The sequence below is a fragment of the Brevibacillus sp. BC25 genome, assembly GCF_000282075.1.
Lineage (GTDB): Bacteria > Bacillota > Bacilli > Brevibacillales > Brevibacillaceae > Brevibacillus.
This window is the reverse complement of the sequence record NZ_AKIX01000103.1, coordinates 63,830-86,118: the sequence shown is the minus strand read 5'-3', so window position 1 is coordinate 86,118 and position 22,289 is coordinate 63,830. Positions and strand designations below refer to the sequence as shown.

At 45.4% G+C, this 22,289-nt stretch carries 27 protein-coding genes; 7 read left to right on the top strand and 20 right to left on the bottom strand.

Translation table 11 applies throughout. The features are described from left to right. From PMI05_RS23645 to PMI05_RS23585, 12 genes are all read right to left on the bottom strand, one after another. The coding region (locus tag PMI05_RS23645; protein WP_007727322.1) for a DgaE family pyridoxal phosphate-dependent ammonia lyase at window positions 1-949 on the bottom strand (949 nt) is incomplete at its 3' end. Window positions 950-989: 40 nt separating this feature from the next. Beyond that, complete coding sequence (locus PMI05_RS23640; RefSeq protein ID WP_007727318.1) at window positions 990-1,640, bottom strand: DUF4310 family protein; 651 nt, start codon at window positions 1,638-1,640, stop codon at window positions 990-992. Further along, on the bottom strand, window positions 1,640-2,428 hold the full coding sequence (locus tag PMI05_RS23635) for a DUF4311 domain-containing protein (RefSeq protein ID WP_007727316.1): 789 nt from the start codon (window positions 2,426-2,428) through the stop codon (window positions 1,640-1,642). Before PMI05_RS23635 ends, PMI05_RS23640 begins: the two co-directional genes overlap by 1 nt. Before the next feature lie 21 nt (window positions 2,429-2,449). Then, window positions 2,450-2,788, bottom strand: coding sequence for a DUF4312 family protein (locus PMI05_RS23630; protein ID WP_007727313.1), 339 nt, complete (start codon window positions 2,786-2,788; stop codon window positions 2,450-2,452). 3 nt (window positions 2,789-2,791) lie between these two features. Beyond that, window positions 2,792-3,154, bottom strand: coding sequence for a glycine-rich SFCGS family protein (locus tag PMI05_RS23625; protein ID WP_007727312.1), 363 nt, complete (start codon window positions 3,152-3,154; stop codon window positions 2,792-2,794). A 32-nt stretch (window positions 3,155-3,186) separates the two neighbouring features. Next, window positions 3,187-3,558 carry a hypothetical protein gene (locus PMI05_RS23620; RefSeq protein WP_039961265.1) on the bottom strand — a complete coding sequence of 124 codons (372 nt, stop codon included), beginning with the start codon at window positions 3,556-3,558 and terminating at the stop codon, window positions 3,187-3,189. Then, window positions 3,549-4,694, bottom strand: coding sequence for an amidohydrolase/deacetylase family metallohydrolase (locus tag PMI05_RS23615; RefSeq protein WP_007727309.1), 1,146 nt, complete (start codon window positions 4,692-4,694; stop codon window positions 3,549-3,551). Before PMI05_RS23615 ends, PMI05_RS23620 begins: the two co-directional genes overlap by 10 nt. Beyond that, window positions 4,654-6,624 carry a transcription antiterminator gene (locus PMI05_RS23610; RefSeq protein WP_007727307.1) on the bottom strand — a complete coding sequence of 657 codons (1,971 nt, stop codon included), beginning with the start codon at window positions 6,622-6,624 and terminating at the stop codon, window positions 4,654-4,656. The genes PMI05_RS23615 and PMI05_RS23610 overlap by 41 nt, the downstream gene beginning before the upstream one ends. A gap of 225 nt (window positions 6,625-6,849) precedes the next feature. Then, window positions 6,850-8,679 carry a UbiD family decarboxylase gene (locus tag PMI05_RS23600; protein WP_007727304.1) on the bottom strand — a complete coding sequence of 610 codons (1,830 nt, stop codon included), beginning with the start codon at window positions 8,677-8,679 and terminating at the stop codon, window positions 6,850-6,852. 73 nt (window positions 8,680-8,752) lie between these two features. Then, window positions 8,753-9,454: a YjjG family noncanonical pyrimidine nucleotidase gene (locus PMI05_RS23595; protein WP_007727303.1), complete on the bottom strand. Its 702-nt coding sequence runs from the start codon at window positions 9,452-9,454 to the stop codon at window positions 8,753-8,755. Window positions 9,455-9,584: 130 nt separating this feature from the next. Further along, window positions 9,585-9,944, bottom strand: a complete 360-nt coding sequence (locus tag PMI05_RS23590; protein WP_007727300.1) for a YmaF family protein — start codon at window positions 9,942-9,944, stop codon at window positions 9,585-9,587. A 104-nt stretch (window positions 9,945-10,048) separates the two neighbouring features. Then, window positions 10,049-10,693 (bottom strand): hypothetical protein, encoded by a 645-nt coding sequence (locus PMI05_RS23585; RefSeq protein ID WP_007727298.1) that lies wholly within the window; start codon window positions 10,691-10,693, stop codon window positions 10,049-10,051. A 117-nt stretch (window positions 10,694-10,810) separates the two neighbouring features. Here PMI05_RS23585 and PMI05_RS23580 point away from each other — a divergent pair, with 117 nt between their 5' ends. Continuing rightward, window positions 10,811-11,338, top strand: a complete 528-nt coding sequence (locus PMI05_RS23580) for an isochorismatase family protein (RefSeq protein ID WP_007727295.1) — start codon at window positions 10,811-10,813, stop codon at window positions 11,336-11,338. An 85-nt stretch (window positions 11,339-11,423) separates the two neighbouring features. Here the strand turns inward: PMI05_RS23580 and PMI05_RS23575 are convergent, their stop codons facing one another. The 5 genes from PMI05_RS23575 to PMI05_RS23555 form a co-directional block, all read right to left on the bottom strand. Continuing rightward, window positions 11,424-11,753, bottom strand: coding sequence for a helix-turn-helix domain-containing protein (locus PMI05_RS23575; protein ID WP_007727293.1), 330 nt, complete (start codon window positions 11,751-11,753; stop codon window positions 11,424-11,426). A gap of 110 nt (window positions 11,754-11,863) precedes the next feature. Next, window positions 11,864-14,461 (bottom strand): ABC transporter permease, encoded by a 2,598-nt coding sequence (locus tag PMI05_RS23570; RefSeq protein WP_007727289.1) that lies wholly within the window; start codon window positions 14,459-14,461, stop codon window positions 11,864-11,866. After that, window positions 14,458-15,141, bottom strand: a complete 684-nt coding sequence (locus tag PMI05_RS23565) for an ABC transporter ATP-binding protein (RefSeq protein ID WP_007727286.1) — start codon at window positions 15,139-15,141, stop codon at window positions 14,458-14,460. The genes PMI05_RS23570 and PMI05_RS23565 overlap by 4 nt, the downstream gene beginning before the upstream one ends. A gap of 85 nt (window positions 15,142-15,226) precedes the next feature. Beyond that, window positions 15,227-16,228: a sensor histidine kinase KdpD gene (locus PMI05_RS23560; RefSeq protein WP_007727283.1), complete on the bottom strand. Its 1,002-nt coding sequence runs from the start codon at window positions 16,226-16,228 to the stop codon at window positions 15,227-15,229. Next, window positions 16,221-16,907: a response regulator transcription factor gene (locus tag PMI05_RS23555; protein ID WP_007727280.1), complete on the bottom strand. Its 687-nt coding sequence runs from the start codon at window positions 16,905-16,907 to the stop codon at window positions 16,221-16,223. Before PMI05_RS23555 ends, PMI05_RS23560 begins: the two co-directional genes overlap by 8 nt. A gap of 169 nt (window positions 16,908-17,076) precedes the next feature. Here PMI05_RS23555 and PMI05_RS23550 point away from each other — a divergent pair, with 169 nt between their 5' ends. After that, window positions 17,077-17,451 carry a DoxX family protein gene (locus PMI05_RS23550; RefSeq protein WP_007727277.1) on the top strand — a complete coding sequence of 125 codons (375 nt, stop codon included), beginning with the start codon at window positions 17,077-17,079 and terminating at the stop codon, window positions 17,449-17,451. Between the two features lie 90 nt (window positions 17,452-17,541). Here the strand turns inward: PMI05_RS23550 and PMI05_RS23545 are convergent, their stop codons facing one another. Beyond that, complete coding sequence (locus tag PMI05_RS23545; protein ID WP_039961263.1) at window positions 17,542-17,712, bottom strand: tryptophan RNA-binding attenuator protein inhibitory protein; 171 nt, start codon at window positions 17,710-17,712, stop codon at window positions 17,542-17,544. A 190-nt stretch (window positions 17,713-17,902) separates the two neighbouring features. Here PMI05_RS23545 and PMI05_RS23540 point away from each other — a divergent pair, with 190 nt between their 5' ends. The 5 genes from PMI05_RS23540 (at window position 17,903) to PMI05_RS23525 (ending at window position 20,914) form a co-directional block, all read left to right on the top strand. After that, entirely contained in the window at window positions 17,903-18,112 is a 210-nt protein-coding gene (locus PMI05_RS23540; protein ID WP_007727276.1) for a CDGSH iron-sulfur domain-containing protein, read from the top strand. A 118-nt stretch (window positions 18,113-18,230) separates the two neighbouring features. Continuing rightward, window positions 18,231-18,389, top strand: a complete 159-nt coding sequence (locus PMI05_RS30800; RefSeq protein WP_007727275.1) for a hypothetical protein — start codon at window positions 18,231-18,233, stop codon at window positions 18,387-18,389. 192 nt (window positions 18,390-18,581) lie between these two features. Continuing rightward, window positions 18,582-19,565: a zinc-dependent alcohol dehydrogenase family protein gene (locus PMI05_RS23535; RefSeq protein WP_007727274.1), complete on the top strand. Its 984-nt coding sequence runs from the start codon at window positions 18,582-18,584 to the stop codon at window positions 19,563-19,565. A 290-nt stretch (window positions 19,566-19,855) separates the two neighbouring features. Then, the gene (locus tag PMI05_RS23530) at window positions 19,856-20,248 is read left to right on the top strand and encodes a YkvA family protein (protein ID WP_007727272.1); all 393 of its coding nucleotides are present in this window, start codon (window positions 19,856-19,858) and stop codon (window positions 20,246-20,248) included. A gap of 24 nt (window positions 20,249-20,272) precedes the next feature. Continuing rightward, window positions 20,273-20,914, top strand: a complete 642-nt coding sequence (locus PMI05_RS23525; protein ID WP_007727271.1) for a DUF3885 domain-containing protein — start codon at window positions 20,273-20,275, stop codon at window positions 20,912-20,914. A 10-nt stretch (window positions 20,915-20,924) separates the two neighbouring features. Here the strand turns inward: PMI05_RS23525 and PMI05_RS23520 are convergent, their stop codons facing one another. Both PMI05_RS23520 and PMI05_RS30895 read right to left on the bottom strand, forming a co-directional pair. Continuing rightward, window positions 20,925-21,842 (bottom strand): aldo/keto reductase family oxidoreductase, encoded by a 918-nt coding sequence (locus tag PMI05_RS23520; RefSeq protein WP_007727262.1) that lies wholly within the window; start codon window positions 21,840-21,842, stop codon window positions 20,925-20,927. A gap of 148 nt (window positions 21,843-21,990) precedes the next feature. Beyond that, the gene (locus PMI05_RS30895; protein ID WP_007727260.1) at window positions 21,991-22,188 is read right to left on the bottom strand and encodes a hypothetical protein; all 198 of its coding nucleotides are present in this window, start codon (window positions 22,186-22,188) and stop codon (window positions 21,991-21,993) included. Window positions 22,189-22,289: the final 101 nt, after the last annotated feature.

The following is a 22,289-nucleotide window of genomic DNA, read 5'->3' as shown; positions in this document are numbered from 1 at the left end:
CCCGAGCCGTCATTTTCGTCACTCGTTCGTCAAGCTGAACTTGCACACGATAGATCGCCCGGCCTGCCTCATCCTGTGCGATCACTGCTTTCACACCGGGCAAGCTGTTCAGTTCCCCTGCCAGCCACTCCACGCGCCTACGCTGCTCGGGAACATTTTGTTTTTCGGGGTCGTACTGTCCAAGTGCTGCAAGCAAACCCGCAATGGCTTCCTTTCCTACCTTCATGGCACGACCGACGCCTTTATATTGCGCGCGACATGCGGCTACTAGATCGGCACGGCCTGTGATAAACCCAGACGTTGGTCCGCCGATTGCTTTTCCGCCACTGTAGATGACCAGATCGGCACCCATCGCTACATAACGCCGCAGATCCTCCTCCGCAGCTGCGTCCACAATTACAGGAATTCCAAACTCCCTACCGAGTTGAAGCATCGTGTCTAGCGACTGCATCCCTTTTTGAATCGCATGGTGAGATTTGACATAGAGCAGCGCTGCGGTCTGATCATCAATCGCTTCTCGCAAATGGTCTGCTTCTACTTGATTGGCATGACCGACCTCTACGACTTTCCCACCGCCCAGTGCAATCATCTGTTGAACGGAAGCGCCGAAGTGCACCGCGTGTCCTTTTTGGATGATGATCTTGTTATTCAACCCCTCGGAAAGAGGAAGCCGCTCGATCAAACTCAGATGGCAACCAGCTATGACTGCCGCTACACTGATGGCAATGCCTGCAGCTGCTCCTGAGGTAGGACAACCGTCTTCTGCTCCGGTCGCCTCTGCGATATGACGACCTGCCACAATCATCAGCTCGCTGATTTCTACATAATCCATGGCGGCTTCTCCCATGGCCTGTGCGATAGAAGGATGGACGGCACTTGCACCCAGTGCCGTCATCTTACCGCTTGCGTTAATGACTTGCTTCAACCCTAGCTGCTGATAGATTCCCATGGTTTGCCCATCCTTCCTGTGAAAATTCTTCACTCTTCTCTCATTGTGTCGGGATCGGGAAAATGGCTCCGAGGATCATGGCTCCGATAATCGCACCACCCGCAATCGGTTTGTTGTAATAGTAAAAAATCGCTGCTCCTGCTGTTGCGCCGAGTCCAACTGGAATCGAAGCCATTATCGCAGAAATGACAATCAATGGACCTAAATATCGACCTGCTGCGTTTCCGGCTCCCATCATGACATCCGCACCAAAAGTGGAGTTCGATGCGTTGATCGTGTACTTCCGAATCATAATAATCACGGTACCAATGATGAAGCCCAAGAGTGCACCTGTCGCCAGCGCCAAAGGAAAGGAAGTCAATGGAGCTGTAAAGCCTGCTCCCAGCATCAACGCTGGAACGCCAATCCCAATACCTGTTTGCAACGAGCCGCCAATATCGAGAATCCCAACCAGCGGTCCCTCCAAAATGCGGGCGAACAAAAAGCTCGCACCAAACGCAGCAGCCGCACCGTATCCGCCACCCTTGATCCCCGCCTCCAGCATCGCAACGATGGCGATATCGTTAAAGGCACCGACATGATACACATAGTACAGATGAGTACCCGCAAAAATTCCTGAAGACAAGCACGCAACAAAAAGGGGAAATGCCCATTCTGAATACCAAAATCCTTTTGCCTGCAATTCACCCATTACTTTTTCACCACCGATCCGAATGTTTCGTGAAACTCTATCAACCACTGTGGAATTTCCACGTACATACTCTTCAAGAGCGCGACATCAAAACCGCGGAAGAAGCCACTGAATACAAACAAGAGAATGACTGCAATAAACATGGATTTCGTAATTTTGTTCCAACCACTGTCATCTAGGCCTTTACCGATCAAAATACCCAAGACGATTCCAGGTACCGCATTCCCCATGACCAAGTGCGACAAACCGCCCAAGACTGTTCCCCAAATCCCTGTCCGTTTGCCTGCATCCATTGCCGCCATCCAGAACACAATCGGCATGATCGGGTTGATCAACCAGTTCGCAGCTGGAACCAGTACCTTCGTTGCTACGAGCTGCATCGATTCAGGAATCGCCGTTGCTGTGGAATTCAACAAGGTGACCACAACGACACCGACTGCTGCTCCGGCAATCGCCATTTGCTTCGGATTGTGCAACGTCTCTGCAACATTCTTGTTGCGCCAGAGCAACACGGCCGCCGCCCAGTTCGGGATGACGCGATGATCCACATCTTGCGTCAACGCACCGGCACCGACAACAGACGCCCATGAGTTAAACAAAAAGCCAAGCCCAAATGAAAAGTGAGAAATGGGATCGCCCGCACATGCGTTTAGCTCTCCAAAAGTCCGGAATGCTCCCATCCCTTGGACATTGGGTGCATGGAACATCCTCGCCGCCCCCGCACCAACACCGAAGCCGACCAATGCCCCGATGACGATCGACTTCAACACAATCATCAAAGTAACCATGAACCTACCCCCTGTCTGCTTCTATCGCTGACGAACCAACTGCCCCACACCCGCAGTCTGCTCGGTCTGCTGCTGAAACGTTATGTTTTCTACCTGGACCAGCCCTAGCCTCACTTGAATATCTACGGTAATGTCATACCGCGTCCGCTTGCGAGGGAAGAACAATCCAAAAAATCGCTCATGCTTCACTGTTTCTGTCGCAGACACAATGGAAACGCCTACAGGTTCGATTCGCACGACCAAATCACTCGTCTGTCTCGCCACTACATGCTTGATTTGGGAAAAAATCTTGTTGAAGGCTCCCTCTTTCGTATCCCCACTGCCGGATAATCGCAAGGTCTGCGTCGTCTCCGTGTACATGGATTACTTCCCTCCCAGCTTGATGTATTCTTCCACCATGCGTCTGCCCAGCTCTTCTGTATCCATGAAGCCAAAGCCAATCACTTTTTTTCCGCTACGCAAGGCAGTAATACCAGCATCTACTGAGCGCAAGCCGTACTCGACCGGAAAACCATACTTGGTCTTGGCAGTCAGTGCCCCAGCCCCACCACTTCCGCAAAAGGACAGCCCGAGATCTGCACTCTCGCTAACCATGACATCTCCTACCTTCATATCAGCTCCAACACCTGGAATGACGATCGCAGTCCCGCCAGCAGCTTCGATTCCTTTTGCGATGTTCTGTCCTTTTCCAAGACGATCACCAATCACGATTTTTACCTTAGACATATACATGCCCTCCTTGTTTTCATAGCGATGTTTTACGATGGCCCCATCTGCATGGCACGGATCGCTTCAAAATGAACCGCTAACAGAAACGCTTCTGTATCATCTGCCTGCCACGCACTTTTTTCTTCCGAGAGGATTTTGTGCGAGAGCGTAACCATATCGGGATGAATTTCGGCGAATAACTCCGCTTCGATCACGGGCAGCCTTTCACCGTTTGTCATCCGTCGTATAAATGCCAGTACATGAGCTCCGATGGCCAGCCAACGCTCTCGCGGTATATGAATCTCCATGAGGCGGAACTCCTCCTCAATTTTTCGGAGAATCTCTTTGGATTCAGAAATTTCAGTTAAATAATCCGATTTTGTCTCAGTCAGTTCCTTGAGGATGTCATCAATCATTTGCATGTCAGTACCTTTCCCGAAGTAATCGCTTGATAAGCCACTACTCTTTCCTTTGTCTCCACCGTTTCTTGTTCACTGTCCGTCAAAATTGTCGGCTCTTTTTTCATCTGCAAAATGGATACGTCCGCGCATGACCCTACTTTCAACGTCCCGATCTCGTTTTCAAGCCCGAGAATTCGTGCGGGCGCAAGCGTACTCGCCGCAATCACATCGTCGAGCGAGTAGCCCATAGCGAGAAACTTCGTGAGTGTATGCGTCAAGCTGTGCACAGGACCATCGATGTTGCGCTGGTGAACATCCGTGCTAATGACATGTGGCATAATACCTTGGGCCTGTGCATGACGCAGTGTTTGAAAACTGAAGCTCGCTTCGCCGTGCCCGATATCGAGTAAGACTCCTCTCTCCAACGCGTCTTGCGCCTCTGGAATCAACTCGCCTCGTTCGTCGAACATTCCTCCTTTTTTCCCGTGAAACGCATGTGTCACCACGTCTCCTCGGTCTAGCAGAGGCAATATTTCCGTGAGTTTTGGCGGAGCGTTTCCGATGTGCACCATCATGGGTACGCCCGCTTCCCTCGCCGCTTCCTTGGCTATGAGCAAGGGATGGATCCCGTTTTGCTTGACGACAGAACCGCTCATACGGGCTTTTATCCCTCGTAATATCGGTTGTTTTCTTATGAGGGCTGCCGCTTCTCTCGGGGTTAACCGCGACATGTCTGCGAGCTCCCCGCCGCCTGTGCACAAGCCATCCCCTGAAATGTTCAGAAATGCCAGAACACGAGTAACAGAAGGATACACGGCTTCTTCAATAAAAGCATCAAACGACCATAGCCCGACACTGCCAGCATCTACTACGGTTGTCACTCCTTGCTCGACCCCGACCCGATCCGCGGCTACGCCCAAACTCGTCTTTGTCGGAAAAACGTGAGCGTGCAGATCGATCAGACCGGGTGTCACCACATATCCCTCCGCATCGATCGTCTCCTTGCTTTCCAGATTCATCCCTTGATCATCGGTTGTCTTCCCTTTCTCATACAACCCAACGATCCGCCCTTCCCGAATGGCAAGATCATAGTGCCCGTTCAGGTTCTGGGAAGGATCAATGACCCGTCCGTTGCGTATGAATAGATCCACTTTCACTCTCTACCGTCCCCTTTCCTGAAAAATAGCGCATAATGGCCGTCACTTCACTAGGCGGAACTTGGAGGTTTGCCTCAGCCATCAATTGGTTCAGCTTTTCACGCCATGCCTTCCATTCTTTCGATTCTGCCTCCGCCGACGATTCCCACTCCTCCTGATAGGGTGAGCCAAAAGCCAGTCGATTCACCATCAGCAGCAGGTGCAGCGTCAGTCCACTTGCCGTTTGTTCCGTTACGTACTCCCGAAAAGCAGTCAAGATTTTTTGACTGATCTCATACCCTTTGCAGATAACGTCCTGGGACAGTCTCTCCACCACGGGCAAATCTGACGGATTGAGATCAGCAGTCAGCGTGGGAAACCAAGCTTCCTTGCGAGCATTCACAGCCTGCTGTCGATTTCCTCCCTCCACTTGCATAGCTTCCAGACAGTTCTGAATCTGGTTGATATCTTGGCGTGTTGGAAGAGGACTGACCATCACAACAGGCACCTCTGCCTTGATCGGCAATACGCTGATGATGACATCTACGCGACGACTCGCCAAATACTTCTCTACCTCAGTGCTGGAACATAGGCCTACGACCCGAAGTGAACGCAATTCGCTTTCCAAGTACGTTTTCAAAAACCGTGAAGTCCCTCTGCCTGTTCCACAAACGACGAGCGCATCTGCCTTTTTCTGCTCCAGCCATCGATCATAACCTGCTTGGAAATGCAGTACAAAGTAAGCAATGTCTGCATCGAGCCAATAGACCCCGTGATGCCAAAATACTTCTTCGCAAGAGCGTTTAACTGCATCAAACATCCGTGCATATGAACGGCGAATCTCCTCCGTCAGTGGATTCGCAAAAAGAACACCCTGACGATAACGGTTCAAACTGTCATCCAGATGAGCAAAAAGCAGTCTGAGCAACTCCTGATCATCGTACAATGGTGCCAGCATCCGGCTACTGACCGCTTCCGTCAGCTCCTTGGTTGCCTGGAAAACATCCAAAACAATCCTACCTGCTCGCGCCTCTCTTGGCACCTGTTCGGTCCCTAGCAGCGGAAGACACGCATACGCAATCTCGTGTTCGGGAATAGCGACGTTCAAACGCTGACATAATGCTCGAACCTCGTGCGAAAACAGCTCGTACCCGCTCCAATGCCTCGCTTCTCCCATCTCGGCATCATCCGCAGTGACCAATTGGCCCCGCTGTACACGATGGACGACAATGCATAAGCGAATCAGTAAACTAATCAGAGCTCGGTCTGCCAGCGTCTCCGCAGTAGCATTCATCCATGCTTTGATGCTATGAATGATCTCCCCTAACTCTGTCCGGCTGATCAGCCATTTCTCCAACAGCGGACCTGTTCTCGCTTCTTGTCCATTTTCTAAAAACATCCCTTGTACCATCCGATACATGTCGATTCCATCCAACAGATCGTGAATCAAGTTTTCGAGAGCATACCGCTTGTGCCGCTCACTCCCGTCCACCCGTACACCGTACCTTTGCTTCGCGACGAGCTCGAGACGCCAGCCATCGAGCAGCTTTTCCGCGTCCTTGACATCAGCCACGACGGTATTGCGACTGACTCCCATATGGTCGGCCAAATCGTTCATCCGCTGATACCCTTCTGACAGCAGAAGGATGAACAAAAAGTGCTTGACCCGATCCTTTTGCGGCAGAATGAGTGTCTTGCTGTCATCACTTTGCAAATTTTCCTTCAAAGCATTTCGATGCTCTTGTTCTTCCGTGATCCACAGCCCTTTATTCGGTTGAGAATGGAGGATGACATTTCGTTCCTTTAGCCATTGCCTAACGTTATCCAGATCGTACTTGACGGTACGTTCGCTTACCTGGAAATCGCGCGCGACGTCCTTAATTTTCAGCGGATAGTAGCTGTCGAGTATCACCTTCAGTAATGCATGGGAACGTGTGGTTAAAAAGACCATTCCTTTCTCCTTTCCATAAAAAGCTGTGTCCTTGCTTGAGATTCATTATAGAAAACGCTTTCTCGGTGGTAAAGAACGATTCCTTTCCCCATCAATCGTGCAATTTTTGCAATTATCAGTTCGATTCGACAACAACCGGTCGCTTGATAGATTTGTGGGCTGATGGAAGCTCTCATAAAAAAGGTCCGCAACGAAAGGTTACGGACCTCGACTTTTAGAAGCTGCTTACAGGATTCCACCCAAGCTCGCACCTTTGACAAACAGTCGTTCGATATTTTTCTCGACAGTTGGATCTGGTACCAATGGCGGTGCCTGATGGGGCTTTGTACGAGCATCAATGATCAAATTATCGCAACCCCAATGCTTGTTCTCGTAGTAGCTGTTCACACCATAAATGTCGTGAGATGGATTACTGCGTGTGAAGGTTGCCCACAGGAAGTTTTGAAGAGACGCGCTCATGAAGGTACTGTCATCACAAAGGATGATCATCGGGCAAGACGGGACCGGCCCTCTCGCTTGAATCGCGTCACACAGATTCTGTAATTGCTGCTGGGCGTTTGCGTAATCGGTAAATGCAGGACCTTGGATCGACACTACACCTGGCATAATCATGCGGGCATTCTCAAACTCTCGCAAATCCTTCAGCTCATCCGGCACCTCTTTGCACAGCTCTCGTTTTTGATCGCCGTAAGCAGCGAGGACAACCTTACTACCGCTGTTTAAGCCCGTTCCCGAATAATCCAGCGTATCAATAGTCGTGTTCGTATAAAAATGAACATCGCGATGCAGGTCGATTCTCTCCAAAATATAGGTCATAAAATCAACTTCATCATGCGTCGTCAATGGTCGATTTTCTTCTGCGGTAATGAATAAATACTTGGCCAAGCTCAATTGGCCAGTCCCTAAAATGCGGTTGGCTATGGTGAGCATCTCCGTCGGCTGTTTGACTTGCTGATAAGGCGTATATCGCTCGCTTCCGATGGCAAACAGCAGTGGATGCACACCGGCAGCATCTACAGCATGGACTTCTTTTACACCTGGGATTTCTTGCTTGATCGCATCGCCCGTTAAATCGTGAATCAGTTGACCGAATGACGTATCTTCTTGTGGCGGTCGGCCCACAACTGTGAATGGCCAGATGGCATTCGGCTTAGCGTACACTTTTTTTACCTTCATCACAGGGAATGAATGGATCAGACTGTAATAGCCGAGATGGTCGCCGAATGGTCCTTCTGGTTTCGTATCTCCAGGATAAATATCTCCTGTGATGACAAAATCCGCATCATTGCTTATGCAGTAACCATCGATATAGCTGTAGTGAAAACGACGGCCAGAAAGCAAGCCTGCAAAAGTAATTTCGCTCAAGCCTTCTGGCAACGGCATGACAGCCGATAAAGTATGAGCAGGCGGCCCACCAACGAAACAGCTTACTTTCAGCGGCATCCCCATTTTGGTCGCTTTGGCTTGGTGGACACCGATTCCACGATGGATTTGATAGTGCAAGCCAATTTCTTTGTTTACTTCATACTCATTACCAGTCAACTGCACACGGTACATACCCAAATTGGAATTCATGATTCCAGGCTTGTCCGGATCTTCCGAATAGATTTGGGGCAGCGTGACAAAAGCTCCGCCATCCATCGGCCAGCTTTGGATGAGTGGAAGATCGGTTATATTGATTTCCTGCGCAGTTACCGGCATGCTAGTGGATTTTTTTGCAGGCAAAGCCTTCAGAGCAGCAAAGCCGTTCTCGATATTTTTAAATGGCTGCTTTAGCGCTTTCATCGGATCATTGCGCATGGCAATTATATTTTCAGCGGCTTGCCAGGTGCTTCTGAAAATAAACTTGCTGCGCTCGATTGTTCCAAAAAGATTGGATACCGCACGAAATTTTGAGCCTTTTACATTTTCAAACAGCAATGCTGGTCCCCCAGCTTCGTACACCTTCAAGTGAATCGCGGCCATTTCCAGATAGGGATCTACTTCTTCGCGAATACGGACCAAATGTCCGTGCCTTTCCAAGTCCAGGATGCACTCTTCTAAATTCTGATACATATCTATAGGGCTCCAATCACTAGATTCTAGATTTACCTGTAGATCAATACCTTCTAATCATACAGGAAAGATCCTACAAATTCACGTTACCCTTCCGCACAATTTCTTGAAGCTCGCTCAGTTCTCTGATTTCGTACGTTGGCTGAATGCTCGTCTGATTTTCCTTGCCCAAAGGATTGAACCAGCACGTATCGATCCCGTAATGGGCTCCCCCTTGTATATCGGAGGTCAACGAATCTCCCACCATCAATACGTTCGTCTTCTCTGTCCATTGCAATTTGGAAAACGCGTAGTCAAAAATTTCCCGATCCGGCTTTTTGTAGCCGACCTCTTCGGAAATAATCAAGTGCTCAAAAGAGTTACACAGCGGTGAAGCGGCAATTCTTGCCGTTTGCACAGAGGCGAATCCATTCGTAATGATCCCCAAGCGGCAATCCTCCAAACTGTTGCACAACTCAACCGCTCCCGGTATCAAATGTACTTCTTTGCCCAAGGATTCGAGATAGGCGCTGCCGAACGCCGCAGCATCGACGTCTAGTTGAACAGCATTGAAAAGTCTTCGAAATCTCTCTACGCCAAGCTCTGCTAGGGTGATCCGCCCCTTTTCTAAATCCTCCCACAATCCTTTACTGATCTCTTTGTAAGTCGCTCCATAATCAGACGATCCCGTGGCGAGTCCAAACTGGGAAAACGTTTTTTGCAGTGCATTTTCTTCTGTCGTTTTGAAGTCGAGAAGTGTATCATCTACATCGAATAATATGACTTGATAGCGCATGTCAACCTCCATAAATCTTTACTGATCAAGTATTCGTACAAACTAACACCTTTCTATCATATCAAAAACAGAAGGCCAAACTGCATACAAAAAGCCTCGAACTGTAACATTCGAGGCCGTGAAAGATATTTTAGAGGAGCGGCTTCTGGATCAACGTCGCGAATTTGAATCGATGAACATGACCATCGTTAAACGTGGTTGATCCACGTACGAAATGAACATGTTTTCCATTCCCAACCGGAATGGCAGGTCCAGTTACAATTCGCACGCGATGGAGATGATTGAAGAAGTCTGTATTGGACCGAATGACATGAACGTGGCTTTTTCCTCTTGGGATTGCTTGACCAGTGACGCCAGCAAAACGGTGATTGTGTCGATCTGCTCCTTCTTCTGCAAGCTGCGTGCTACCTAAAAACTCATGCACATGTCTCTGAATTCTTGTTGTACTTTTACTTTTTAACTTCCATTTTAATCTTTTTTTCTTAGCCATTGTTATCATCCTTCCATCCCTGGCTTGCTATCACTGTATTCAGTGTGACAAGGATGCGGACTGGTCAACAGCTTGTTTTCTACGAAAATCCATACTACCATAGCTTAATTGGCACTTTTTCCTACATAGCTCCCTGCAATGATGATCGAATTCGTGTATCCACCACTTACATTATCGAAGCCAGAGAGCAAGGTTCGGACCCCCACAAATTCAACCGTATCATCTTCGTAGATATCTAATGCACCTAGGTAAACAACTTGGTAGCTATCCTCCTCGTCATTGACGACATGCAAGACAGAAAAAGTCCCGATTTCCGGTATTTCTTCTTCTTCGATGCTCAACACCGTTCCGCTATCTTGAATCATCGAGGCATGATACTTGGAAATATTTTTATTGATATGTTTGGGTTGTACATTTTGATCGACTAATTGCTGGGCTTCCTTCACCTTATCCCCGGTTGCCGGAAACAGATGAGCATGCTTTGCCAAAAACGCTTTGGATTCCGGTGGAAATTCTTCTCCAGCTTCAAAGCCATTCACTTCATGTAAGGCGAGTACAGCCAACGAATGGTACGTAGCTGTATTATTTTTTTCTGATTCCGCAATTGTCTCTGTACCTTCATTCGTGGAAGAAAAGCCTTGCGTGGCTAAATTGGAAAACACGGATGAAGTACTTGAATTGTTTGAACCACATCCTGTAACGAGAATAAAGGCAACAAGTATGAATGCATAGTAAAATGAAACCCTCATCTAACTCAACCTTTCCTATTATTTCCTTCCCTTCATTATCTCATGGTATTTACCTTGCAGGAGGTACACTCTTTCCTACCGAATTATCTCACTACATGGTTGAAAGAAGGTGAAGCAATGAACGCACTCTTAGTGATTGATGTGCAAAACGGAATTGTGAGTTGTGGGGATTACAAAGAGGCACTTTTTTTGATGGAACAGGTGGTCAAAGATTTTAAAGAGAACAATCGTCCTGTCATTTTTATCAGACATATCGATGATGCAGAAGAAAGTCCACTGAATAGAAGCTCTATCGGTTCTGAAATACACCCTCCATTAAAAGACTATTCCGATTACTTGATCGAGAAGCAAACCCCTAGTTCCTTCTTCCAAACTGAACTCACACAGACTTTAGAAAAGTTAGGGGTCGATCATCTTTTTATCATTGGCTTTGAGACGGAATTTTGTTGTATGTTTACAGCAATCGCTGCCTATGATCGCGGATATAAAGTGACGTTCATTAAGGACGCGACGGGTACAACCAATACTGCCGAATCATACGGCATGCAAGGATTAGACATTAAACAGTTTGTAGGAACCGTTCTCTGTTGGTCTAGTGTCATTGAAGTCGTAAACTACGCCGAGTACGCTGAAAAATACAAATGATGTGAGTAGGTTGTGTCTTTTATCCGAGGACTCGCAGTCGATTTCCCAACGGGGATTAGATGGCGAGTTTTTCATATGTGTCATTTTATTTATGGATACGCGCTACCCCCCACTCACACATCAGATTCAAGATCGTCCGCAAGCTCTCTCCTTCCTCACTAAGTAAATACTCGACTTTTAAAGGAACCTGATGATAGACGGCTCTGTTGATTAATCCATCTTCTTCAAGCTCACGTAGCTGCTGGGTCAGCATTTTTTTCGATGCGTTTGGCATATAGCGATGTAGCTCGCCGAATCTTTTGGTCCCCTCTTTTAACAAGCACAGAATCACGACCTTCCACTTCCCACCAATTACTTCCAATGTCGCTTCAACGGGTACGTTATATTGTTTCGTTTGAATTTTGCATTCCTCCATGCTTTTTTCCCGATTGGTTTGGTACCTTTTTGCACACCAGGTTCCCGGATTTAGTCTAAAAACAGCCGGTTACACCATAGCGTGTAGACCAGCTGTTTTTGTGCTCTAAATTAGATATTTTCGTTCTTCAGCGATTCAACGATATTCTGCTCTTTATGTTTTCTAGTCGCATAGAGGATTGATGTACCCACAATGAAAAACACACCTATCCCTGCAATTATGAGATCCGCCCAAGGCACCGTAAAAGCAAATTCAAAATTACGGCTAAGGCTCATGTAGATGAAAAACATCACACATAAACTAATCGGTAAACCGTAAATAAGCGACTTCATTCCATAAAAGAATCCTTCGAAGCGTAGCATTTTCTTCATGCCCTTTGGCGTCATGCCAATGGAAGCCAACATCGCAAACTCACGTTTTCTCAAGGCCATCCCTGTCGAAATCGTGTTGATAATATTTGCCATACAAATGAGTCCGATGAGAACCACAAACCCATAAAGGAATACGGATGTGACTGTGGCGCGATTCATTGAATCCTGACGCTCCTCAATCAGATTGTTCGTATAGATATGTACATCTGGATATTTGTTAATAATCGGGTTTATTTCATTTTCCAATGCCGCAGACTGCTCTGTTGTAAATTGAACCTCGCTGGTAACTTGCTCAGACAGCATAGCGTTACCTCGTTCTCGTAGCTTGTCAAAGCCTCGTTCAGAAACAACAAATGTCACCGTTAAAGCATCTTCCTGGTAGCGTAGCATAAATGGTGGACGTTTATCCGTGATAGAAGCAATTCGGACTTTAGCTCCTTCAATCAAAGTGAGAGGTAGTTCTGATCCCTCTTGGACTGTTAGTTGAGAGATATCTGTAAAATTATGTTCTTCTTTCAAGGTGAACCGATTGACAAGTATTGCAGAAATCTCGTCACCTTCCCATTTCTTTGCATCAATCCCCGCGGATTGCAGGTACGCTGCAAAAGAGGCCTCATCAAGAGAAACAATGTTTGCAGACATGAAGTATTTCCCATCAGGATTAAGAGTATGGCGACTGGAGATGTCTGTGGTAACCTCGTTTTCGTTGAGGATTAGATCAGCACCGATAAGTTGGGTCTTCACTTTTGTCGTTGCGTTTTTGACGGACATCAATTCATTTGTTAATGACCTTACCCTTTCCAGATCGGCTCCCCTTGCGTTTACTGACAAATCATAGGGTAGCGGTGCTTGTGCCATATTATAGGACTTATCCATATACAACGAAAAGGAAGAAGCTGCTAGGTACAAGATTACACTGATCGCAAGAGAAAAGACAGTTGAGCGATAGTGGTGTTTATTCCTTTTCAGATTTTTTAATCCTAGTTCCGCTTCATATCCAAACAACTTACGGATCATTTTGGATGTACGAACTTCTTTTTCTTTTAGTTCGATATCCTTTGTCTGGCGGATCGCAGTTATCGGCGTAATTCTCGATGCCCTCATTGCTGGAAACCATGCAGAAATGAGCAGTGTCAAAATGGAAAACAAAATGACAGCAATCATACTGTACGGCTCTATCACCAATCGCATCGGTTCACTAACTCCAAACATTTTTTGAATGAATGGGCTGAGCAAATGGAGAGTAACACCAATGCCAATGGACCCAAAAAACAATCCAGCTGGAATAGCTATGACCCCGATCACAGCAGCTTCAAAAAATACAGAAGCCCTTTTTTGTTGTTTCGTCGCCCCTACGCTAGATAACATCCCTAAAGTTCGACTACGCTCTGAAAGCGAGATCGCAAACGCGTTGTAGATTAGTGAGACAGATCCAATCAGAATGATAATTCCAACGGTAAGAACTGCCAGATACATCGTGTTAAGAAAGTGGGAATCATTCGAAATCCCGGAATAAAGCAACAGGTCCCGATTGTACTTGATTTTTACTCCATTCGATTTAACTTGATCCTTTACTCCGCTTACCTTACTAGCAATCGTGTCGCTCGTTTCGTAAATGTCATTCCCTAAACCTTTAAAATCCTTATATTCAACACTTACCGTATAGGGAGAACCCTCCGCTAAATCACCCTCGGAAAGACCACTAAATGCACGGTATGCAGCCATTACTTCCTGCTCTTTATCTGGTGCTTGTACAATCCCGGTAATCGTGTATGTTTTCTTCTTTGTAGGGGTAAAGACTTCCTTTGATTGGTAGACATCATAGTTGCCCAACGTCTCGCTCTTCCCATCCACATTCAAGCTACGTTTGCCAAAATTTAATGTAACTACCTCTCCAACCTTCAAGCTTACACCAGCGGTTCGAAGATACTGCGATGAAAGTGCCAGTTCATTTTCATTCTGAGGCAAACGCCCATCAATTAGGCTCACCCCTATTACATCGTGATTACTGTGTCCAGTAATATACAAATAGGGCTTCACGCTGTTTGGAGAGTTAGAAAGTCGTGCAAATCCGAGCTTCTGGTCAATGTCGTATCTTTCAATCGCTTCTGTATTTGTAATAACCGCAACATCTTCTCCTGCAACATCAAGAAAAGCTGCCTGCCAATTACCAGAGTAGGCAATCGCGTTTCTCTGCATCATATCCATGAAAGAACTACTAATCGAAAATACTGCTGTAAGCATTGCGACAGAAATGACAACCCCAATGATTGTAACAAGGGTACGGCTCTTATTCTGCTTCATATAGCGTAATGTGAGCTGATATACGATATTCATCGCCGGATCACCTCATCTCTAGAAATCCTGCCATCCGAAATGCCAATAATACGGTCCGCTTGTAAGGCAATGTTTTCGTCATGTGTAATAACAATCAGGGTTTGATGCCGTTCTTTGTGTAGTTTTTTCAAGAGCTTCACAATCTCAACACTGTTTTTGCTGTCTAGATTCCCCGTAGGCTCGTCAGCCAATACAATGGCGGGACTGCTAATCAAGGCACGACCAATGGACGCACGCTGCTGCTGACCTCCAGAAAGCTGGTTTGGCAGATGCTTTAATCGCTGTTGAAGACCTAGAGTCTCTACGATACCGGAAAAGATTTCTTGATTTACTTCTCTACCGTCTAATAGCAATGGCAAGGTAATATTTTCCTCTACAGTAAGGACTGGGATTAGATTGTAGAATTGATAGATAAGTCCAATCTGTCTGCGTCTGAAGATGGCCAGTGCCGTTTCATCCATCGCGTATATATCAGTCTGGTCAACAATCACCTTACCGGATGTGGGCGTATCAACGCCCCCCAGAATATGCAGAAGAGTAGACTTACCTGAACCAGATGGTCCAATGATCGCCACAAACTCCCCTTTTTGTACGGAAAACGAGATATCGTTCAGTGCAGTAACAGCTGTTTCGCCATCACCGTACGTCTTTGACAGGTTCTCTACTCGTAAAATCTCCATCATGATCCTCCTAGATTCGTTATTACGTATAGAATAGCTGCCAAAGATGTCTCGTCGGTGACATTCAATCTTACAATTTTGTCATCTAAATCATTTGCTTGTAGAATTTGATTTTGAATGTTGTTCCTACACCAATCTGGCTTTCCATAAACACATCGGCGTTTTGACTTTGCAAGATTGTTTTAGACATGGCTAGCCCTATTCCAATACTATCCGCTCCAGCATTCTTCCCTTTATAAAATCGTTCAAAAATGTGCGGAGCATCTTCCGGGCTAATCCCCTTGCCACTGTCGGCAATGACAATTTGTGTATACAATGCTGTTTCCTCATACGAAATAGTAATACGTCCCCCGACCGGCGTATGCTCAATCCCGTTTTTAATTACGTTCAAAATGGCTTCTACCGTCCAGTTTTCATCTCCATACACGAAAAGGTCTTCTTTACAGGAAAAAGAAAGCTCCTGATTTTTTAATTCCATGGGGACAAGGAGTGGTTCTAATGCCTTGTTTATCATTTTTTTGACAGATACGAATTCCTTCTTGAAAATAACGCTCTGCACTTCGATTTTGGACAGCTTGAGCAATGAAGTCACGAGCCATTCAATACGCTTCAACTGATTGATAATCTTGCCCAAGAACTCATCCCTCTTGTCAGGAGGTAGACTAGGGTTGTTTAACAAATCAGCCATGACAAACATGGAGGCAAGTGGCGTTTTTAGTTGATGGGAGATGTTCGAAAGAGTATCTGCCAAGTATTGTTTGTCCTTTTTCAGAAGAGTAGACTGCTCGGACAACGTTAAGGTAACTTTATAAATATCATTTTTCAGAATGCTCAATTCACCCTCAACGTTATCCCTAATATCCATCGTGGGTTGGCCTGAATATACAGAAGCCAAATAATAAGCGAGTTTACTGATGTCCTGATAACGTTTCCGGGTAAATAGGAAAAAACAGGAAAGGAGCAGAAATACCATGGCAATCGCCACAATCCCCGCTTTCCAATCGATTATCCAAAGAATTGTGATCCCAATGATGGAAATAACCACGCTATACATACATAACTTCTGTATTTCTTTGTTTTTAAGCATGACTTCCACTCATTCGATAGCCAAGTCCGCGTACGGTTTCTATCACTTTGGGATTCTGGCTATCATCCTCCAACTTTTCTCGAAGCCGCTTAATGTAAACAGAAAGGGTATTGTCATTGATAAAGCTACCATCTAGATCCCAAATACCCTCTAATAACTGATTTCTGGACAGAACTTGCCCTCTACTATTTATGAATGCCAACAGCAAACGATATTCTAAAGCAGTCAGCATCACTTCCTCGGTTCCTTTGTACACTTTAGCCAGTTTTGTATTTACGACAACATTTCCAATCTTCACTTTGTCAGTCGGGTTGGGTTCTTTTTGGTAGTGCCTAAGGGATGACTTCATTCGGCTAACCAGCTCCCGGATACGAAACGGCTTTGTGATATAGTCGTCTGCTCCCATATCTAACCCCCGAACCACATTGATTTCATCATCACACGCCGTTAAGAAGATGACAGGTGCATCCTGATTTTCTTTTACATATTCGCAAATCTCATAGCCATTTCCATCTGGCAAAGTTAGATCCAGTAAATAAATATCAAAACGTTGTTGCTTGATTGTTTCAATTGCAGCTTGTTTCCCTTCACAAAGAACTACTTCATAACCCTCACTGGAGAGCGAATAGTGCAAACCCTCTGCAATGGTCTTGTCATCTTCTACTACTAAAACCTTCACTGTTCATCCCCCACTATCATCATAATTTTAGTTTAAAATAATCAATTACTTCTTCTTTTGCAATATCTTGCATCCTTTACAGATCGTTCAGTCATTGCTATATGACAAAAGGTGTCATAATTGGCACTTTATACTGAATCCATCACCAAAACGATTGGAGGATTTCGGTATGATAGGTCTGCGTATTTTCGCAAAATGGGTATTGATTGTAGGGTTGTGCTTGATGTTTTTTTCATCTGGTATTTATAAGCTGATTGGGCATCCAGAAACAACACTCGCTTTCCACGCTTTCGGGTTTCCCCATTGGTTCCAAGTTGTAATCGGTTTAGGCGAAGTGCTCGGCGGATTGGGCTTACTGATGAAAAAGTATACACGTTACGCCGCTTATACGCTCGCAGTGATTATGCTTGGTGCTACAATCACTCTTCTTTTACACGGTGACACGACTACTGTAGTGATTCCGTTTGTCTTACTCCTTGTTTTCTTGCTTATGGGTCGCCAAGGTGGTAGCAAAAAACAGCCGAATCATGCTACGTCGATTTAATATCTATGGCTCGCTAAAAAGGCCGCCAGTTCCCACCCGTAACCAGGTGAGGATTTGACGGCCTCCCGCTTTTTCTTCAAGCTCGTTCGTTTACAAGTGCTTTTTTATAAAGTGTAGGAGGGTCTGACCTTGGGCGGTAAGAATCGCTCCCTTACCCTGGCATTTGGGGCATGATTCCTCTTGCTTGTTTTCATTCACAAGAATCCCCTTGCCTTTGCATTCCCAGCAGGATTGCTCTAAGTCATCCATTGAAATCGTCATGAGACAAAACCCTTTCCCTGCTAAAAATAACCGTACCTTGTCCTGATTTTAACACGAATTCGTCATGTTCTGCCAGCAAGTTCACTATCGGGACGGCAGGCTCTTCCCATCTAGTGCAGCAATTATTTATTACATACCCTTCTGCTTGAAATCATAATAGGTAAAGATAGTAAAAAAGGAGGGATGACAAGTGGATCAAGAAAAAGTGACCATCAAGATTAACGACAATGGATCAATTCGTGTTACGGGTACAGTTGAATTGCTGGATGGAGCAGGTGACAAGTATGAAGTCGGTTCATCTTTTTCACTCTGTCGATGCGGTCAATCCGAGAAGAAACCGTTCTGTGATGGCACGCATAAAAAAGTAGGATTCGAAAGTGCACCACGAGTAGAAACATGATTCGAAAGAGCGCAGATGCGCTCTTTTTTCATTTATCAATCGCTTTTTATGTCAAATTGTTTCTTCATTGAAATATTGGTATAATTTTGAATAATATTGTTGGAAAGGTTTTGATTACATGCTGTACGTAGTAAGTTTTGTAGTCGCTTTGTTTCTCGTCAGCTTTTTTAATACACTGCGACAAGTCATCCATAACCCGAATCAATATCTTATGTCTGCAGCCATCACGGCATTTTTAGGAGCGGTCTTATTTTTCTTGATTGTCCTGAATAGCTAACATTCCGCAAGGGAAAGTGAGCCTATCTCATGAAAAATACCCCCATCTGGTTTACTGTTGTTTCCATAGTTCTCGTTTTGATTGACGGCGTATATTTTTTATACCTAAGATAAAGACATTCCGATCCCATACGCAATGACGAAGAACTATCTTTCATTCGGTTATGGCTGACAAAGTTAGGAGTGCACAACCATGTATGCACAAACAGTTCGATACGCTCAATTTGGAGAACCCCATGAAGTATTGAAGATTGAACAGCGGTTGATTGAGCCTCTGAAGCAAGGTGAAATTTTGGTGAAAATGAGCGCACGTCCTATAAATCCTTCTGATGTCATCCCGATTCGTGGTGCGTACAAGCATCGCATCAACCTTCCCGCCATTCCTGGGTATGAGGGGGTTGGTACCGTTATTGATACAGGTCCTTTTGCTCCCCGCTCTCTTATCGGTAAACGTGTTCTGCCTTTGCGCGGTGAGGGTACGTGGCAAGAATACGTAAAAACGACAGCCGAGCTAGCCATTGCGGTTCCCGATTCGATCCAAGATGATATCGCCAGTCGGTTGTACATCAACCCCATCACTGCGTGGGTCATCTGCAATGAGACTCTTCAACTGTCTTCTCATCAGGTTTTGCTAGTCAATGCAGCCAACTCAGCCATTGGTCGCTTGTTTATTCAGCTATCCGCTCTTTTCGGTTTTAGGGTGATCGCCATCGTCCGAAACGCAATATATACCAAGGAGTTGATGCAACTCGGGGCGTGGCAGGTCATCGACAGTTCATGTGTGTCGACTTATGATGCCATCATGAGTGTAACGAACGGACAAGGTGCTCATGCGTCTATTGATTCCATTGGCGGTTCAGATGGTTTAGAACTGGCGAAGTCTACACGTGCTGGCGGAATTTTCTTGTCTTTAGGCCTTTTATCGGGAGTTCAAGTGGATTGGTCGATCATCTCGAAAGAGCTTGGCGTTCTCCCTCAATTGTTTTTATTGCGCCACTGGAATCAACGAGTTTCCGTGTCTACCTGGCACGAAACGTTTGAGAAAGTCATCGAGCTCGTTCAGAATGGGAAGCTCCTTTTAGCAGAGCCTGGAGAGAAATTTGCTTTGCATGATGTACTAGAGGCGGTGCAATTTGCGGAGAGCTGTCATCGTACGGGAAAAATCATCTTGGTGTAATTGCTTGGAAGCACTCTTACATCCTAAACGCTACTTTTCTACGAGCAAAATAAATGATAAGCTCTCGCTGTAGTGAAAACGTAGATGTAAAAGGAGTAAATCATGACTATCCCTCTTTTTGAGAACTATACGGTTTACGAAAATACTCCTAGCGTCGAAGATTACGTAAGATTGGGTTTGCCTATACGGCTCCTCGTTCTGTAGGGATGTACAAGTGGTTTAAATAACACCGAAGCCAAAAATGAGCGTTTTCTCGCCCTTTTTGGCTTCGACGAAACATAGGGGGTCCTATGGCTAAACATGAAAAGAGATTTCTTAAAAATTACGAATCAAAAGCCTCTGAATATCTGAACGATAAAGAAAAAGCATCTAATCTCCTAAAAAAAGCAATGAAAAAAGCAGATAAAAAAGCGATCGGAGATGTTTGGGAGAATTTACAGCTACTTTTTAGTATTTTCGGAGATTGGACGAGTGGAAAATACCGAACAATCCCTGTTAAATCCATCTTGATGATTATTGGCGGAATTTTGTACTTTGTTTCACCTGTAGACGCCATCACAGATTTTATTCCTGTTGTTGGTTTACTAGATGACGCGACAATCATTGGATTGGTGTTTCGACAAGTGAGCAGCGACCTTACTCTATACAAAGAATGGAAACAAAAAGATTTTTTACAGGAATAGGTAAAACCCATACGAGGTGCTTTGATGGCGTTACACAAGTATTTACATCATACATTTCCAGCGTTAATGCTTAGACCACCTTTGTTTTATAGCTGGGATATTGGAATCCGTTTTGAGCTGGGTGTGGACTACGATTACCATCATGTTTATGAAAATTGCCCCTATTTACAAGGGGTTTATACACGAGCGATTACTTTATGTAAGACTTTACATGCACCTAACGATGACATCTATATCGTAGTGGATGTTAACGATTTTGGAGACGGTGGAGCTTTCAAACGTAAATTGAACGTCTTTTCCAAGTATGTGAAGAAAAAATCACTTTTGTGTAAGCTGCAACAACACACCATCCCTTATGTTTTTCCAGAAGACGATGAGAATAAAGCCTATCTAACGCATCGGTTCTTCTTGAAGTGCACGATATCCGACTTTGCATATGTTCCAATGATAAAAGCAATCTGCCGTCAGGATATGGGATTAAAGCCACGTATTTTTCATCGGGTATATTTTATCAATACCACCAAACATACCATCTTTCACATTTATGACGATCGAGGCTGTGATTTAGTAGCCACTTCTCCTGAAACAATCAGAGGGATATATGAAAGCTATTCGCATTGGATATTAGACTATGACAGAGCCAAGATCGATCAGGTATTTTCGTAAACGGAATCAGTTAAGGCAACACATTTCCGGCAGAAAGATAGATGTCATACCACTCTTCTCGCGTCAAGCGAATATGGGCTGCTTTCACGCACTCTTTCATTCGGTCGATATTCGTCGTGCCAATGACTGGTTGCATGTTCGCCGGGTGCCGTAGTAGCCAAGCGACGGCGATTGTCGTGTTGGACACTTCATATTTAGCTGCCATTTCATCGGTTTTTTTGTTCAACTCAGGAAATTTCTCGTTCCCAAGGAAAGATCCTTCGAAAAATCCATATTGGAACGGCGACCAAGGCTGAATCGTAATATCATGCAGCCTGCAGAAGTCGAGTACACTCCCATCGCGGTTCACAGCCGAATTGTTCTCCATATTGACATTGAATCCTTGCGAGATCATCGTCGCGTTCATAATGCTGAGCTGCAACTGGTTAGCGACGATGGGTTGCTTCAAATATTTGTTTAAGAGCTGGATCTGCATCGGATTTTGATTGGAGACGCCAAAGTGGCGCACTTTACCCGTGCTTTCCAGAAGATCGAACGCTTCCGCTACTTCTTCCGGCTCGACAAGCGTGTCTGGGCGATGCAGTAGCAATACATCCAAATATTCAGTTTTTAGTCGTTTTAGAATGCCATCCACTGCATTCAAAATATGCTCTTTGGAAAAGTCGAACATGCCAGGACGAATGCCACATTTCGATTGCAATAGGATACGCTCGCGAACGCTAGGGCTCATCTGAATCGCTTCTGCAAATACTTCCTCACATCTGCCTTTTCCATAAATATCTGCATGGTCGAAAAAGTTCGCCCCTTCTTCAATCGCTGTTTGTACGAATCGCTCCGCTTGCAGCTTGTCTAGTGACCCAATCCTCATGCACCCAATAGCGATGACTGGTACTTCTAACTTGCTCGTGCCGAGTGGTATGGTTCTCATGTCAAACCTCCGATTCCATTTTTTTCATTGTGTCCTTTCGATACAATCGTTTCAAAAGGAAGGCGATCCATGTTGAAATGGATGTACAGGCTTAGAGAGCCGGGCTTGTTAAAACGGATTATCATGAGAGCTCATTGGTTTATTCAACTCACAAGACTGAGAATCCTGCGGGAATGGTCAAATTAAAAGTCCTTCCCCAATTACCAAGGAAGGACTTTTTGTTTGGTGTAACTTCCCTGTACACCCGTGATTCTTCTATTTTCGGTAGTAATATTTCGCCCATTCGTTGATGATTTGGCCCACTCTTGTCTTTTACAACCGGGAACTTCTTATAACTTCTACTCATCACTAACCTCCTTTTTGGGAAGTTAATGACCGTAGTTCATTTCCTTCAAAGTTTCGTTTCCAATCGTGCTTTTCTGCAATTGTTGCAAAAACAAGAAAAGC

Excerpts from the sequence above, each read along its gene's own strand:
- PMI05_RS23580 (WP_007727295.1), top strand. The coding sequence starts at position 10,811 with ATGAACGCACTCTTAGTGATTGATGTGCAAAACGGAATTGTGAGTTGT.
- PMI05_RS23630 (WP_007727313.1), bottom strand. The coding sequence starts at position 2,788 with ATGTACACGGAGACGACGCAGACCTTGCGATTATCCGGCAGTGGGGAT.
- PMI05_RS30895 (WP_007727260.1), bottom strand. The coding sequence starts at position 22,188 with ATGAGTAGAAGTTATAAGAAGTTCCCGGTTGTAAAAGACAAGAGTGGG.
- PMI05_RS23625 (WP_007727312.1), bottom strand. The coding sequence starts at position 3,154 with ATGTCTAAGGTAAAAATCGTGATTGGTGATCGTCTTGGAAAAGGACAG.
- PMI05_RS23530 (WP_007727272.1), top strand. The coding sequence starts at position 19,856 with ATGGCTAAACATGAAAAGAGATTTCTTAAAAATTACGAATCAAAAGCC.
- PMI05_RS23575 (WP_007727293.1), bottom strand. The coding sequence starts at position 11,753 with ATGGAGGAATGCAAAATTCAAACGAAACAATATAACGTACCCGTTGAA.
- PMI05_RS23560 (WP_007727283.1), bottom strand. The coding sequence starts at position 16,228 with ATGCTTAAAAACAAAGAAATACAGAAGTTATGTATGTATAGCGTGGTT.
- PMI05_RS23600 (WP_007727304.1), bottom strand. The coding sequence starts at position 8,679 with ATGTATCAGAATTTAGAAGAGTGCATCCTGGACTTGGAAAGGCACGGA.
- PMI05_RS23585 (WP_007727298.1), bottom strand. The coding sequence starts at position 10,693 with ATGAGGGTTTCATTTTACTATGCATTCATACTTGTTGCCTTTATTCTC.
- PMI05_RS23620 (WP_039961265.1), bottom strand. The coding sequence starts at position 3,558 with ATGCAAATGATTGATGACATCCTCAAGGAACTGACTGAGACAAAATCG.
- PMI05_RS23550 (WP_007727277.1), top strand. The coding sequence starts at position 17,077 with ATGATAGGTCTGCGTATTTTCGCAAAATGGGTATTGATTGTAGGGTTG.
- PMI05_RS23595 (WP_007727303.1), bottom strand. The coding sequence starts at position 9,454 with ATGCGCTATCAAGTCATATTATTCGATGTAGATGATACACTTCTCGAC.
- PMI05_RS23525 (WP_007727271.1), top strand. The coding sequence starts at position 20,273 with ATGGCGTTACACAAGTATTTACATCATACATTTCCAGCGTTAATGCTT.
- PMI05_RS23640 (WP_007727318.1), bottom strand. The coding sequence starts at position 1,640 with ATGGGTGAATTGCAGGCAAAAGGATTTTGGTATTCAGAATGGGCATTT.
- PMI05_RS23545 (WP_039961263.1), bottom strand. The coding sequence starts at position 17,712 with ATGACGATTTCAATGGATGACTTAGAGCAATCCTGCTGGGAATGCAAA.
- PMI05_RS23565 (WP_007727286.1), bottom strand. The coding sequence starts at position 15,141 with ATGGAGATTTTACGAGTAGAGAACCTGTCAAAGACGTACGGTGATGGC.
- PMI05_RS30800 (WP_007727275.1), top strand. The coding sequence starts at position 18,231 with ATGCTGTACGTAGTAAGTTTTGTAGTCGCTTTGTTTCTCGTCAGCTTT.
- PMI05_RS23520 (WP_007727262.1), bottom strand. The coding sequence starts at position 21,842 with ATGAGAACCATACCACTCGGCACGAGCAAGTTAGAAGTACCAGTCATC.
- PMI05_RS23535 (WP_007727274.1), top strand. The coding sequence starts at position 18,582 with ATGTATGCACAAACAGTTCGATACGCTCAATTTGGAGAACCCCATGAA.
- PMI05_RS23635 (WP_007727316.1), bottom strand. The coding sequence starts at position 2,428 with ATGGTTACTTTGATGATTGTGTTGAAGTCGATCGTCATCGGGGCATTG.
- PMI05_RS23610 (WP_007727307.1), bottom strand. The coding sequence starts at position 6,624 with ATGGTCTTTTTAACCACACGTTCCCATGCATTACTGAAGGTGATACTC.
- PMI05_RS23570 (WP_007727289.1), bottom strand. The coding sequence starts at position 14,461 with ATGAATATCGTATATCAGCTCACATTACGCTATATGAAGCAGAATAAG.
- PMI05_RS23590 (WP_007727300.1), bottom strand. The coding sequence starts at position 9,944 with ATGGCTAAGAAAAAAAGATTAAAATGGAAGTTAAAAAGTAAAAGTACA.